Source organism: Kitasatospora sp. NPDC051853 (assembly GCF_044452665.1).
GTDB lineage: Bacteria > Actinomycetota > Actinomycetes > Streptomycetales > Streptomycetaceae > Kitasatospora.
In genome coordinates, this window is sequence record NZ_JBITBY010000008.1 from 275,631 (window position 1) to 289,390 (window position 13,760).

The 13,760-nt window shown below is 74.7% G+C and carries 14 protein-coding genes and 1 tRNA gene; 12 read left to right on the forward strand and 3 right to left on the reverse strand.

Annotation, left to right across the window (positions count from 1 at the left end):
- Positions 1-59 precede the first annotated feature (59 nt).
- Entirely contained in the window at positions 60-650 is a 591-nt protein-coding gene (locus tag ACIA8O_RS23930; RefSeq protein ID WP_396295974.1) for a 5-formyltetrahydrofolate cyclo-ligase, read from the reverse strand.
- An 80-nt stretch (positions 651-730) separates the two neighbouring features.
- Between ACIA8O_RS23930 and ACIA8O_RS23935 the strand changes: the two genes are divergently transcribed.
- The 12 genes from ACIA8O_RS23935 (at position 731) to ACIA8O_RS23990 (ending at position 11,199) form a co-directional block, all read left to right on the forward strand.
- Positions 731-1,720, forward strand: coding sequence for a diguanylate cyclase domain-containing protein (locus ACIA8O_RS23935; protein ID WP_396295975.1), 990 nt, complete (start codon positions 731-733; stop codon positions 1,718-1,720).
- 72 nt (positions 1,721-1,792) lie between these two features.
- The gene (gene galU, locus ACIA8O_RS23940; RefSeq protein ID WP_396295976.1) at positions 1,793-2,710 is read left to right on the forward strand and encodes a UTP--glucose-1-phosphate uridylyltransferase GalU; all 918 of its coding nucleotides are present in this window, start codon (positions 1,793-1,795) and stop codon (positions 2,708-2,710) included.
- Positions 2,711-2,729: 19 nt separating this feature from the next.
- Positions 2,730-4,031 carry a gephyrin-like molybdotransferase Glp gene (gene glp, locus ACIA8O_RS23945; RefSeq protein ID WP_396295977.1) on the forward strand — a complete coding sequence of 434 codons (1,302 nt, stop codon included), beginning with the start codon at positions 2,730-2,732 and terminating at the stop codon, positions 4,029-4,031.
- A 55-nt stretch (positions 4,032-4,086) separates the two neighbouring features.
- Positions 4,087-4,569 (forward strand): cyclic pyranopterin monophosphate synthase MoaC, encoded by a 483-nt coding sequence (gene moaC, locus ACIA8O_RS23950; protein WP_396295978.1) that lies wholly within the window; start codon positions 4,087-4,089, stop codon positions 4,567-4,569.
- Positions 4,566-5,099: a molybdenum cofactor biosynthesis protein B gene (locus ACIA8O_RS23955; protein ID WP_396295979.1), complete on the forward strand. Its 534-nt coding sequence runs from the start codon at positions 4,566-4,568 to the stop codon at positions 5,097-5,099. The genes moaC and ACIA8O_RS23955 overlap by 4 nt, the downstream gene beginning before the upstream one ends.
- Before the next feature lie 23 nt (positions 5,100-5,122).
- Positions 5,123-5,722 carry a GNAT family protein gene (locus ACIA8O_RS23960; RefSeq protein WP_345282576.1) on the forward strand — a complete coding sequence of 200 codons (600 nt, stop codon included), beginning with the start codon at positions 5,123-5,125 and terminating at the stop codon, positions 5,720-5,722.
- 150 nt (positions 5,723-5,872) lie between these two features.
- Positions 5,873-6,973 (forward strand): hypothetical protein, encoded by a 1,101-nt coding sequence (locus tag ACIA8O_RS23965; RefSeq protein WP_396295980.1) that lies wholly within the window; start codon positions 5,873-5,875, stop codon positions 6,971-6,973.
- 65 nt (positions 6,974-7,038) lie between these two features.
- Positions 7,039-7,115: transfer RNA gene (locus ACIA8O_RS23970), tRNA-Ala, on the forward strand.
- A 118-nt stretch (positions 7,116-7,233) separates the two neighbouring features.
- A complete protein-coding gene (locus ACIA8O_RS23975) occupies positions 7,234-7,596 on the forward strand; it encodes a cupin domain-containing protein (RefSeq protein WP_396295981.1) in 363 nt (120 codons plus the stop codon).
- 81 nt (positions 7,597-7,677) lie between these two features.
- On the forward strand, positions 7,678-8,343 hold the full coding sequence (locus ACIA8O_RS23980; RefSeq protein WP_396295982.1) for an NAD(P)-dependent oxidoreductase: 666 nt from the start codon (positions 7,678-7,680) through the stop codon (positions 8,341-8,343).
- 151 nt (positions 8,344-8,494) lie between these two features.
- Positions 8,495-10,045, forward strand: coding sequence for a M28 family metallopeptidase (locus ACIA8O_RS23985; RefSeq protein ID WP_396295983.1), 1,551 nt, complete (start codon positions 8,495-8,497; stop codon positions 10,043-10,045).
- Positions 10,046-10,221: 176 nt separating this feature from the next.
- Positions 10,222-11,199, forward strand: coding sequence for a GNAT family N-acetyltransferase (locus ACIA8O_RS23990; protein WP_396295984.1), 978 nt, complete (start codon positions 10,222-10,224; stop codon positions 11,197-11,199).
- Positions 11,200-11,547: 348 nt separating this feature from the next.
- Here ACIA8O_RS23990 and ACIA8O_RS23995 read toward each other — a convergent pair whose 3' ends face one another.
- Positions 11,548-12,396, reverse strand: coding sequence for a peptidase (locus ACIA8O_RS23995; RefSeq protein ID WP_396295985.1), 849 nt, complete (start codon positions 12,394-12,396; stop codon positions 11,548-11,550).
- 2 nt (positions 12,397-12,398) lie between these two features.
- Positions 12,399-13,688: a VWA domain-containing protein gene (locus ACIA8O_RS24000; RefSeq protein WP_396295986.1), complete on the reverse strand. Its 1,290-nt coding sequence runs from the start codon at positions 13,686-13,688 to the stop codon at positions 12,399-12,401.
- Positions 13,689-13,760: the final 72 nt, after the last annotated feature.

A 13,760-nucleotide genomic window follows, 5' to 3' on the forward strand; every position in this document is an offset into this window, starting at 1 on the left:
CCAGCGGCGTGGACCGGGAGGCCGTTCGTTTTCGGCGAGGTCCGTCCGGCGAGGCCCGGTCACCTGCTTCCGGCCGCCCCGAACCAGTGGACCCCCGAGGGGGTGACGGCGGCGTGCACCGGGAGGTCGTGGGGTTCGGCGGGGACCTCGGGGAGGAGCTCGGGGTCGTGCAGCAGGGTGGCCAGGACCGGGGTGGCGCCGAGGCGGGCGAGGCGGGCGAGGACGCGGTCGTAGGAGCCGCCGCCGCGGCCGAGCCTGACGCCCCGTCGGTCGACGGCCAGGCCGGGGAGGAGGACCAGGGCGGCGCCGGCCACCGCGTCGGGGCCGAGCCGGGGGCCGGTGGGTTCGAGCAGGCCGCGGGCGGCCGGGGCGAGCGCCCCGGGGCCGGTGTACTCGGCCCAGTCGAGGTCGTTGTCGGGCAGCAGGACGGGCAGCAGCACCCGGGCGCCGGCCGCGCGCAGCGCGTCCAGCAGGGGGCGGGTTCCGGGCTCGCCGCCGACCGAGACGTAGGCGGCGACGGTCTCGCCGGGCCGGGCGAGCGCCCCGGCGTGCGCGGCGAGCGCGTCGGCCGTGCGCGCCCGCTGCTCGGGGGTGAGCGCCCGGCGCTCCGCCAGCAGCCGTGTCCTCAGTGCGGCTTTGTCGTTGTGCACCGGATACTCCCTGGTCCGCTCCGGCCCGGTCGGCGCGATCCCCGCCGGGTGCAGAGAGCCTGACACGTGGAAGGCCCCGGATGTCCACCCCGTTGCTCCTCCAGGCGCTGGCCGGGCTCAGCCTGCCCGCGCTGGGCGCCGCCGTGCTGACGGGCGGCCGGCTGCGCCGGTCGGCGACGGCCGCCGAGGCGAGGGAGGCGGAGCTGCGGCGGGAGCTGGCCGAGCTGACGGCCGAGCGGGACGCGCTCCAGCGCACCGCCTCCTGCGACCCGCTCACCGGTGTGTGGAACTACCGGCACCTCCAACTCACCCTGGACCGCGAGGTGGAGCGGGCCCGCCGGGTCGACCCGGGGGCGCCGCCCCGGCCGCTGGCGCTGCTGATGCTGGAGATCGCCGGTTTCGACGCGGTGGTGGCCGAGCACGGCCGGGGCCGGGGGAACGCGGTGCTGCGCGACCTGGCGCAGCGGCTCAGCGTGGAGATCCGGCGCTCCGACACCCTCGGCCGGTACGGCGGCGAGGAGTTCCTGGTGGTGCTGCCGGACACCGGCCCGGAGGGCGCGGCGCACGTGGCCGAGCGGCTCTGCTGGACGGTCCGCCGCCACCAGCTGCTGGACTGGTCCCCGGCCGGCCCGGCCCCGCGCCGCCCGGTCAGCGGGAACGGGCTGACGGCGGCGGTCGGCGTCGCGGTGCTGCCGGAGGACGGCGGGCACGCGGCGCTGCTGCTGCGCGCGGCCGACCGCGCGCTGGCGGCGGCCCGGGCGGCGGGCGGCGACTGCTGGCGGAGCCCGGCCGACGCGGGCCCCGCGGTGACCGGGGGACAGGGGGTGCGGGAGGCCGGACCGGAGGTCGGACCGGGGGCCGCGGCGGAACCCGTCGGTAACTCCCGGACGGGGCACGGCGGGAGTTCCCGGCCGGAGCTCGCGGGCGCCGTCCGGAGCGATCCCGCCGATGCTCCCCGCACGGAACCGCAACAAATCCCCGGTACTCTGTCGCCCTGTACCGGCAAGGCCACCCTCACCCCGGCCGGTGCTGCCCACACTCCGGCCGTCGCAGCCGAGCCGGGATCCTGACGGTTCGGCAGTTCACGATCGGTTCACCCAGCTCTCAGTGTGGCGGAATTCCGCCCCGATAAGGTCTGACACATGACGACGAACGCCCGCATCCCCGTGACCAAGGCCGTGGTGCCTGCCGCCGGACTGGGGACGCGCTTCCTCCCCGCGACCAAGGCCACCCCGAAGGAGATGCTGCCGGTCGTCGACAAGCCCGCGATCCAGTACGTGGTGGAGGAGGCGGCGGCCGCCGGCCTCTCCGACATACTGATGGTCACCGGCCGGAACAAGCGCGCCCTCGAGGACCACTTCGACCGCGCCTACGAGCTGGAGGAGCTGCTCGCCCGCAAGGGCGACCAGGACAAGCTGCGCCGCGTGCAGGAGTCCGTCCAGCTGGCCAACATGCACTACGTCCGCCAGGGCGACCCGAAGGGCCTCGGCCACGCCGTCTCGGTGGCCGAGCAGCACGTGGCCGGCCAGCCGTTCGCGGTCCTGCTCGGCGACGACCTGATCGACCCGCGCGACCCGCTGCTGGCCCGCATGATCGAGGTCCAGCAGGAGCTGGGCGGCTCGGTGGTGGCCCTGATGGAGGTCGAGCCGGAGCAGATCCACCTCTACGGCTGCGCCGCCGTCAAGGCCAACGGCTTCGGCGAGGACGTCTTCCGGATCACCGACCTGGTGGAGAAGCCGGACACCGCCGACGCCCCGTCGAACTACGCGGTGATCGGCCGTTACATCCTCGACCCGGCCGTCTTCGACGTGCTGCGCGAGACCGAGCCCGGCCGCGGCGGCGAGATCCAGCTGACCGACGCGCTGCGCACCCTGGCCACCCGGGACGAGACCGAGGGCGGTCCGGTGCACGGCGTGCTGTTCAAGGGCCGCCGTTACGACACCGGCGACCGCGCCGACTACCTTCGCGCTATCGTCCGTCTGGCGTGCGAACGTGAGGACCTGGGCCCGGAGTTCCGCGGCTGGCTGAAGGACTTCGTCGGCGCCGAGATGCAGGACTGACCAGAAGGCGAGTGAGGCGATGACCGGGACCACTGCTGATTCCTGCTGCGAAGAGGTCCCGGCACCGCCGCGCATGTGGAGCGTGGCCGAGCACCTGAGTGACGTGCTGTCAGGTGTCGGCCCGCTCCCGGCGATCGAGCTCCAGCTGCTCGACGCCCAGGGCTGCCGGCTGGCCGAGGACGTGGTCCCCGCGGTCGACCTGCCGCCCTTCGACAACAGCTCGATGGACGGCTACGCCGTCCGCACCGCCGACACCCAGGGCGCCACCGAGCAGTACCCGTCGGTGCTCCCGGTGGTCGGCGAGATCGCCGCCGGGGCCGGGGAGCTCCCCAAGGTGGGCCCGGGCCAGGCGGCCAGGATCATGACCGGCGCCCCGGTGCCGCCTGGCGCCGAGGCGGTGGCCCCGGTCGAGTGGACCGACGGCGGGGCCGGCACCGGGATCGCCGCCGAGGCGATGACCGCGGCGCCCGAGGGCCCCGAGGAGGTCCGGGTGCTCCGCCCGGTCGAGGCCGGGCAGCACGTCCGCCGCCGGGGCAGCGACCTCCCGGCCGGGGAGAAGGTGCTCGACGCCGGCGCCCTGCTCGGCCCCACCCAGCTCGGCCTGCTGGCCGCCATCGGCCGCGCCACCGTGAAGGCCGTGCCCCGCCCCCGGGTGGTGGTGCTCTCCACCGGCAGCGAGCTGGTGCAGCCGGGCGAGCCGGTCGGCCCCGGGCAGATCTCCGACTCCAACAGCTTCACCCTGACCGCCGCCGCCCAGGCGGCCGGCGCCATCGCCTACCGGGTGGGCGGCGTCCCCGACGACGCGGCGGTGCTCCGCTCGGTGCTGGAGGACCAGCTCGGCCGGGCCGACCTGATCGTCACCTCGGGCGGGGTCAGCGTCGGCGCGTACGACGTGGTCAAGGAGGTCTTCGCCGAGTACGGCGACATGGACTTCCGCAAGCTCCGGATGCAGCCCGGCAAGCCGCAGGGCTTCGGCCGGCTGCAGGGCACCCCGCTGCTCGCCCTGCCGGGCAACCCGGTCTCCGCGTACATCTCCTTCGAGCTCTTCGTCCGCCCGGTGATCCGCACCATGCTGGGCGCTCCCGACGTGCACCGCCCGGTGGTCCGGGCCCGGACCACCGCGGACCTGCGCTCGCCCGCCGGGCGGCGGCAGTTCCTGCGCGGCTGGTACGCCGGGGACGGGACGGTGGCCCCGGTCGGCGGCGAGGGCTCGCACCTGGTCGGCGCGCTGGCCCGGTCGAACTGCCTGATCACCGTCCCGGAGGACGAGACGCGGCTCGCGGCGGGAACTGACGTCGACGTGGTCCTTCTCACGGACTAGGCGGCGGGGGGCTGTACGGTAGCGCGGTATTCGCCTGCGCCACCGTGGAGTTCCCGTGTCCGAAACACCCCGCCTCACCCACGTCGACGAGACCGGCGCCGCCCGCATGGTGGACGTCTCGGAGAAGGCCACCACCGTCCGCACGGCCGTCGCCGCCGGGCGCGTGCTGGTCTCGCCCGAGGTGGTCGCGCTGCTGCGCGGCGCCGGCGTGCCCAAGGGCGACGCCCTCGCGGTGGCCCGGATCGCCGGGATCATGGGGGCCAAGAAGACCCCGGACCTGATCCCGCTCTGCCACCCGATCGCCATCTCCGGCGTCACCGTGGACCTCACCGTCGCCGACGACGCGGTGGAGATCACCGCCACCGTGCGGACCGCCGACCGGACCGGCGTGGAGATGGAGGCGCTGACCGCCGTCGCGGTGGCCGGGCTGACCGTGATCGACATGGTCAAGGCGGTGGACAAGGGCGCCACCATCGAGGCCGTCCGGGTGCTCTCCAAGACCGGCGGCAAGAGCGGTGACTGGGCGGTGCAGCAGTGAAGGCGCTGGCCCTGACGGTCTCCAACCGGGCCTCGGCCGGGGTGTACGAGGACAAGGGCGGCCCGCTGGTCGCCGAGGGCCTGCGCGCGATGGGCTTCGCGGTGGACGGCCCGCGGGTGGTGCCGGACGGCGAGCCGGTGGAGGCCGCGCTGCGCGAGGCCGTGGCGGCCGGGTACGACGTGGTGGTGACCACCGGCGGCACCGGCATCTCGCCGATGGACCTCACCCCGGAGATGACCGCCCGGGTGATCGACCGTCAGATCCCCGGCATCGCCGAGGCCATCCGGGCGTACGGCCGGGAGAAGGTGCCCACCTCGGCGCTGTCCCGGGGGCTGGCCGGGCTGGCCGGACGTACCCTGATCGTCAACCTGCCGGGCTCCACCGGGGGCGTCAAGGACGGCATCGCCGTGCTGACGCCGCTGCTCCCGCACGCGGTGGACCAGCTCGGCGGCGGGGACCACCCCCGCCCGGCCGCCGCGGACCAGACCTCCGCGGACCCGGCCTCCGCCGACGAGGGGAGCACCTCCTGAACGCCTCCTGGCAGGTCGAACTCCTGGAGGGCGACGTCGCGTTGCGCCCGATCCGGGTCCGCGACCAGCGGGCCTGGCAGGAGCTCAGCCAGCGCAACCGGGACTGGCTGCGCCGGTGGGAGGCGACCGTGCCGCCGGCCGGCGCCGCCCGCCCGGCCGCCGCCCGGCCGACCTTCCGGCAGATGGCCCGCTACCTGCGGCACGAGGCCGCGGCCGGGCGGATGCTGCCCTTCGTGGTGCTCCACCGGGGCCGCCTGGTCGGCCAGCTGACGGTGGGCGGGATCACCTGGGGCTCGATGTGCTCGGCCAACGTCGGCTACTGGGTGGACGAGTCGGTGGCCGGCCGGGGCATCATGCCGACCGCCGTGGCGCTGGCCGTGGACCACTGCTTCACCGGGCTCGGACTGCACCGGATCGAGGTCTGCATCCGGCCGGAGAACCGGCCCAGCCGGCGGGTGGCCGAGAAGCTCGGTTTCCGCGAGGAGGGAATGCGCCCGCGCTACCTCCACATCGACGGCGACTGGCGCGACCACCTGGTGTACGCACTCACCGCGGAAGAGGTGCCGGAGGGCATGCTGAACCGCTGGCGGTGGGTCAGGGGCCAAGGCACGCCCGGTAATTGAATAAGTGTTCGAAATAGATATCGATATGGCATCGCGGCCGGGGCGAGTGGTCACAAATACCGGCAAAATAGTCGGAGAATCAGCTTGATCACACGACACGCCGCGCCAAATTGCTGCCGGGCCTTCCCCCGCGCCCGTACCGTGTGAAACGTGAGCAGTAGCGGCCTTATCTACGCGGTCATCGTAGGAGCCTGGGCCGCCTATCTGGTGCCGATGTGGCTCCGCAGGCAGGACGAGCTCAACGAGGGCCGTCCGACGGAACGCTTCAGTACCGCGATCCGCCTGCTGGCCGGACGATCGGCCATGGAGCGGCGGGCGTCCAGGGCACTCGGCGAGGAGACCCCCCGGTCCGACACCGGCGACGAACCCGTCCCCGGTGACGTCGGCGACCCCACCGGCGCGCCCACCGAGGCGATGGCGGTCGGCGACCTGCCCGGCCGCGGGACGGCCCCGGCCGGCGCCCCCGCGCCCGAAGCGGCGCCGGGCGCACCCGCTGCCCCGGCCGCCCCCGGCACCCCGTCCGCCCCCGCGCGCGAGCCCGCGCACGGCTCGACCGAGCGCCGGGCCCGGCTGCTGGCGCGCCGCCGCCGGATGGTCACCACCCTGTTCCTGGCCTTCGCGACCGGCGCGGTCGCCGCCGCCGTGCTCGGAGTGGCCTTCCTCTGGATCCCCGCCGTGCCAGCCCTGCTGCTGACCCTCTACATCGGCCACCTGCGCCGCCTGGAGCGCCAGCGGTACGAGGTGAAGCTCGACCGCACCCGGGCGGCCCACGCCGCCGAGCGGCTGCGCGAGCGCGAGCGGACCAGGGCGGCCGCCGTCCCGGCCGCCGCGCCCGTGCCCGCCGACGGGGCGGCGGAGGCCGTCCCGACGCCCCGTCAGGACGCCGCCCCGGTCCGGGAGGCGGCCACCGGCCGGTCCGCCCGCCCGCACCTGCGGCTGGCCACCACCGACTCCGCCCTGGTCGAGGCCACCGACCACGAGGAGTGGGTGGACGGCATGCGCGACCGCGCCCCGGCCGGCCCCGACTCCTGGGAGCCCGTCCCCGTGCCGCTCCCCACCTACGTCACGGCCCCGGTCGCCCCGCGCACCACTCCCGGCCTGGACGCCCGCGCCACCAGCTGGGACTCCGGCCGCGCCAACACCCCGCTCTTCGACCAGTACGCCGACCCGGAGCGGGCCCGCGCCGAGTCGCGCCCCGACCCGGCCGCGGGGGCGGACTACCCGTCCCGCCCCCGGGCCGCGAACGAGTAGACCGAGTGGCCAGGTGAGGGGTGGTCACGAGCCCCCTCCGGAAGGTGCTAGAGTTTCTTCTCGTTGGGGCTGTGGCGCAGTCCGGTAGCGCACCTCGTTCGCATCGAGGGGGTCAGGGGTTCGAATCCCCTCAGCTCCACCAACGAATCCCGTCCAGGCTTTGCCTGGACGGGATTTCGCGTTCTCCGGGCGTACCGTGGAGACAGGAGTCCGCCCGCGGGCGGTCAGGCCCGATGGGTGGCCGATCGAGGGAGGCCGTGATGGCTGCTCTGATCAGGAAGAGATTCGACGAGGCCGACGAGACCCGTCCGTTCGAGGCGGACAAGGGGCGGCTGGACCTGGTGGACCTGGGCGGGGCCCAGGTGGGGCAGGGGACCTTCGAGCCGGGGTGGCGGTGGTCGGAGCACGTGAAGCCGATCGCCGGGACGGACAGCTGCATGGCCTCGCACGTGGGGTACTGCGTCTCGGGCCGGATGCACATCGTGATGGACGACGGTGCGGAGCAGGACCTCGGCCCGGGTGACGTCGCGGTGATCGAGCCCGGGCACGACGCCTGGGTGCTGGGCGACGAGCCCTGCGTGTTCCTGGACTGGCAGGGCTACGCGGACTACGCGAAGCGGTAGGGAGGAGAGGGTCCGTCACACTTCCCGCTCCCGGTACGTCGGTGCTGTGAGGACACGGCATCGACCGAGGGAGCGGGCAGCATGAGGATCACGGTTTTCGCCGCCACCGGCGGCATCGGACGGCTGGTGCTGGAGCAGGCCGTCGCGGCGGGGCACGAGGTGACGGCGGCGGTGCGCAGCCCGGAGCGGCTGGCCGGCCGCGGTGCCCGGGTGGTGGGGGTGGACCTGGCGGCGCCGGGGGCGGAGCTGCTGGAGGCGGTGGCCGGGGCGGACGTGGTGCTGTCGGCGCTCGGGGCCCGCGGCAAGGGGGACATCGGGGTGGCGGAGCGGGGCACCCGGGCGATCGCGGGGGCGATGAGCGCGGCGGGGGTGCGGCGGCTGCTGGTGGTGAGCGCGGGGCCGATCGGCACGGTGCCGTCCCCGGACCGGCCGCGCCCGCCGCGGCACGACCCGGGGGACGACCTGGTCACCCGCCGTCTGCTGGCGCCGCTGGTGAAGGCGGTGCTGCGGGAGCGGTACGCGGACCTGGCGCGGATGGAGGACGTGGTGCGGGCCAGCGGGCTGGACTGGACGGTGGTCCGGCCGCCCCGGCTGACCGACCGTCCGCTGACGGGCCGTTACCGGACCGCCCTGGAGCGGAACGTGCGCGGCGGCACCTCGGTGTCGCGGGCGGACGTGGCGCACTGCATGCTCGACCTGGTGGACAGCGCGGAGAGCGTGGGGCGGACGGTGGCGGTGGCGTCCTGAGGCGGAGGTGGCGCCCGGGGCGAGGAGCGAGGAGACCGGAAGGTCGGAAACCGCTTCTGTGCGTTCGGTGTTCATCGGGGAGCCGGGTCGCTACGGTCACCAGCACCCCCTGTTCCAAGGTGCTACTGACGACCCGTCGGAGGATTCGCCCGTGAACATTCGGACCCGTCGCGCAGCCGTGGCCGCCCTCGCGGTGGCCGCCCTGACCACCCCCGTCCTGCTGGTCGGGGCCACCGGAGCGGCCGCACACGGCCACGGCCCGGACCCGGCCAGGAAGGCGGCCCAGCTGGCCGCCAAGCTGGTCGAGCAGAGCAGTGGCAAGGACGCCTTCCGGACCCTGGCCGAGTTCCAGCGGATAGCCGAGCGCAACGGGGGGACCCGGGTGGCCGGTTCGGCCGGGCACGCGGCCTCGGCCGAGTACGTGGCCCGGAAGGCCGCGGAGGCCGGGCTCAAGGTCTCCAGACACGAGTTCGAGTACACCTTCAACCAGGCGCTCACCGAGAAGCTCCGGGTGGTCAGCCCGGTGGCGCAGGACGTGCCGGTGCGGGCGATGACCTACTCGGTGAGCGGCCCCGACGGCGGGCTGACCGCCCCGCTGGCGGTGGTGGCGGTGGACGCCACCACCGGCTGCGAGGCGGCGGACTACCCGGCCGGCGCGTTCACCGGGAAGATCGCGCTGATCAAGCGCGGCGGCTGCACCTTCGCGGTCAAGCAGGCCACCGCGGCGGCGGCGGGCGCGGTCGGCGCGGTGATCTACAACAACGTCGCGGGCGACCTGGGCGGCACCCTGGGCGACCCGACGGTCGGCAAGGTGCCGGTCGGCGGCATCACCCAGGCGGCGGGCGAGGCGCTGGCGGCCCAGGCGGCGGCCGGGCCGGTCACCGTCACCCTGGACATCAAGACCCTGGTGGAGAAGCGGAAGACCTGGAACGTGATCGCCGAGACCCGGGGCGGCGACGAGGCCAACACCGTGATGGTCGGCGCCCACCTGGACTCGGTCACCGAGGGCCCGGGCATCAACGACAACGGCTCCGGCTCGGCGGGCATCCTGGAGGTGGCCCGCAGCCTGTCGGACCGTCAGGTGAAGAACAAGGTGCGGTTCGCCTGGTGGTCGGCGGAGGAGTTCGGCCTGATCGGCTCCGAGGAGTACGTCGCCTCGCTCTCCGAGGCCGAGCGGGCGAAGATCAAGCTCTACCTCAACTTCGACATGATCGCCTCGCCCAACGCGGCCCAGTTCGTCTACGACGGCGACGACTCCGACCACGTCGGCGCGGGCCCCGGCCCGGCCGGTTCGGCCCAGATCGAGCGGCTGATCAACGGCTACCTGGACAGGCGCCAGCTGCCGCACGAGGGCACCGACTTCACCGGCCGCTCCGACTACGGCCCGTTCATCGAGGCCGGCATCCCGGCCGGCGGCACCTTCACCGGTGCCGAGGGCATCAAGACCGAGGCGCAGGCGGCGAAGTACGGCGGCACCGCCGGGACCGCCTACGACAAGTGCTACCACCAGGCCTGCGACGACCTGTCCAACCTGGACCTCAAGGCCTTCGACCGGAACATCGACGTGATCGCCAACGCGGTCGGCACCTACGCCTGGGACCTCTCCTCGCTGACCGCCCCGGTCGCCCCGGAGAACACCTCCGGCGACCAGGGCAGCGGCGGCGGCCTGCACGCGGGCCACGGACACGAGGTCGCCGAATAACCGATGGACCGTCAGACCGGCGTCGGGTAGCGTCCACCGCGATGGCGCACCCGGCGCCAGGTCCGCCACGTGCGGAGGAAGGAGGCACCGCGATGTACACCCACATCCCTCCGGCGCTTCCTTCCCGTACGGCTCACTAGCCGCTCCGGAAGCGCCACCGACTGCCCGGAGGCAGCGTGTCCTTCCGTACGACTTCCCGCACCACCTTCCGCAACACCACCTTCCGCAGCACCACCCCGGCCGACCTCGACCGGGTGCTCTCCTGCACCGTCGACGAGCCCGTCTCCTGGGCCGACCCCGAGCGCTACCGCGGCATGCTGGAGAGCGGCGCCTACCGCCCCGAGCACACCTGGATCGCCGAGGACGACGAGGGCCGGCTGCTGGCCCGCGCGGTCTGGTGGACCTTCCCCGAAGGGGACCGCCCGCTCGCCCTGGACTGCGTCTGGACCGCTCCCGGGGCCGAGGACCGGACCGCCCTGGCGGCCGGGCTGCTGGCCGCCGCCCACGACTCCTTCCGCACCGCCGGATGGGAGCTGCCCGAGTGGCACCTCTTCCTCGCCCCCGACTGGCGCGAGGACCCCGCCGTCTCGGCGGCCCTGGCATGGCGGCGCGAGGCCGCCGCCCGCAGCAGTCTGGGCGGGAGCCTGGAGCGCTACCGCTACGCGTGGACGCCCGGGGCGCCGGTGCCGGCGGCGAGCGGGCGGCTGGTCTTCACCGCCGAGCCCGACGACGAGGTCTTCGTGGAGCTGTTCCGCCGGACCGCGGAGGGTTCGATCGACGACGACACGGTCCGCGGCCTGGCCCGGCTGGGCGAGGAGGGGCAGGCCAGGGAGACCCTGGAGGCCTACCTGCAGATGCCCGGCGAGCGCTCCTGGTGGCTGACGGCGCACACTCCGGAGGGCGAACCGGTCGGCTTCGCACTGCCCTCCGCCAACCAGGGCGGGCCGGTGGTCGGCTTCCTCGGCGTCCTCCCGGCGATGCGCGGGCGCGGCTACGTGGACGAGCTGCTCGGCGAGATCACCCGCTTCCACGCCGCCCGGGGCGCCGAGCGGATCGGCGCCGACACCGACGCCGACAACCTCCCGATGGCCGCCGCCTTCGACCGGGCCGGGTACCACCGCTTCGGCGTCCGGCTGGTCCTGACGACCGGTTAGCAGCCGCCCCCGCCGCCCTCCGGGCGGCCCTCGGACCGCCCGGAGGGCGGTCAGGGGCGCGAGGAACTGCGCGCATCGGAAGACAGAGACCCGTGTGCCGGGTACGGACACTCACGTGCAAGTGGAGCTCCGTACCCGGCACACGGGTCGTCGTCTTCCGATGCGCGCAGTTCCCCGCGCCCCTGGGTGGCTGCCCTGCCGCCTGCCCGGTGGGTCAGTGGCCGCTGGGTGCCGGGTACGGGCGCTCACGTGCAGGTGGAGCTCCGTACCCGGCATGCGGGTCTGTGTCTTCCGGTTCGCGCAGTTCCCCGCGCCCCTGGGTGGCTGCCCTGCCGTCCGTCCGGTGGGTCAGTAGCCGCTGGGTGCCTGCGGCGGCGGCCCGGCCGGGCGCTGGCCGCGCGGGTGGCGGGTGAGGCGGTAGCCCGCGACGCCGGCCAGGGCGGCCAGCACGCCGCCCGCCACCGTCCAGTACCAGCGGGTGTTGGCCCCGGTGACGGCGGCGGAGTACCAGGCCTCGTCGTCCTCGCCGGGGGCGACCGCGCGCTCCGAGGCGGCGGCGGACGGGGCGGCGGTGGGCGCGGTGCCGGTGGTGCCGGAGTTCACCGGCGGGACCAGCGGGGCCTTCAGCTCCCCGCCCTCGGGCTGGGCGTCGCCCGCCCCGCCGCGTTCGGTGAGCCGCAGCTTCACCTGGGCGGCCAGGCCGAGGTCCTGCTGCGGCACCTGACCGGCCGTCAGCCGGACGTAGTAGGTGCCGGGCAGCGGGTCGCCGGACCAGGGCTCGGCCCAGGAGCGGATCTGCCGCAGGGTGCAGCGCAGCGTCAGGGCCGCGTCGGCCTGCTGGGCGGTGGCGTCCTGCGGTCCGGAGGTGCAGGACTGGCGGCGGCGCAGGCCGTCGAAGAACTCCACCGACCAGCTCTGCGGGCCGTGCCGCTCGGCGGACGGCGGCAGGGTGACGTTGACGTCCACCGTCACCGTCCGCCCCTCGGCGGCGGCGAAGGCCCAGTACAGGTAGTCGCCGGTGGAGGCCGGGACGTCCGCGCCCTGTCCGGCCGCCAGCGTGGTGGCGGTCAGGAAGGAGGTGCCCGCGTCGGTCACCGGCTTCGGGGCGCCGGAGGGCGACGGGGAGGGGGAGGCGGCGAGCAGCAGCGGGGCCGCCAGCAGGACGGCGCCGGTACGCGCGATCAGGTTGCTACGCATCGTCAGTTCTCCCGCCAGACCGCGATCCGCCAGCGTGCCAGCCAGCCGAAGACCAGACCGGCCAGCAGGCCGGCCAGGGTGAGCACCAGCAGCAGCACCCAGCCGCGCCCGAGGCCGGCCGACCAGAGGTCGGGGGCCGGGGAGGCGGTGGCCAGGTCGACCGTCAGCTCCAGCGGCAGGCCGGGCTCGGCGGCGACGCCGGGGGCCGGGGCGAAGGAGTTGCTGACCACCAGGCAGACGGTGTCCGCCTGCTGGGTGGCCGTCGGGGTGGCGGTGGCCTTCTTGCCGGAGGACCAGCGCACGCCGGTGGAGGCCACGTCGGTGCGGCCGCTGCCCGCGTCGGTGCCGCGGACCAGCTCCTGGCCGCCGGTGTCGGTGGCCTTCAGCAGTACGCCGTAGTCCCGGGCCAGTGCCCGGTCCAGCGAGAGCGAGACCGAGGCCCGCAGCTCCTGGCCGGGGCGGACCGCGACCCGGTAGACCCGGTGCTCGGAGAACTTCTCCCGGTCGCTGTAGACGCCGGGGGCCAGCACCGGGGCGGTGTCGCACTGTTCGGTGCCGGTGGCCTTGGCCGGGGCGGTCCGGTTGGTGGTGCCCGCGCGCTTGACCAGCTGGTTGACCTTGTCGGTCAGCTGCTGCTGGCTCTGCACGTCGGTGAAGGTGCCGCCGGTCGCGTTGGCGATGCAGAGCAGCTGCTGACGGGTCTTCTCGTCGTGGGCCAGGCCCAGGGTGTCGACCACCAGGTGGGTGCCGGCGGCGGCCAGTTCACGGGCCACCTCGCACGGGTCCGGCGGGGCGCAGGAGTCCTCGCCGTCGGTGATCAGCACGATCCGGCGGGTGGTGTTGCCGGTGCCGACGTCCTGGGCGGCGCCGCGCAGGGCCAGGCCGATCGGGGTCCAGCCGGTCGGCCGCAGGGTGGCGACGGCGGTCTTGGCCTGGGTCTTGTCGGTCTTGCCGACCGGGAAGAGCTGCTTGGTGTCCTTGCAGCCCTCGGCCTTGTCGTTGCCCGGGTAGGTGGCGCCGAGGGTGCGGATGCCGAAGTGGGTCTCCTCGGGCAGCGCGTCGATCACCTCGTTGATCGACTGCTGTGCCACCGCCATCCGGCTCTTGCCCTGGATGTCGGTGGCCCGCATCGAGCCGCTCACGTCGAGCACCAGGTCGACCCGGGGCGGTTCGACCCCCAACTCGTCGGCCTGGGCCGGGAATCCGTGCATGAGGGCCCCGGCGGATATCGCCAGGGCGGCCAGCAGCCCGAGCGGGCGGGCCGGCGAACGTCGTCGTCTGGTGGTGGTCACCGCCGAATCCTATGGATCATCAGTTCGCCGCTCCAAAGGCCCCCGTGGGCTTCCGGCCACCCGGCGTGCCCC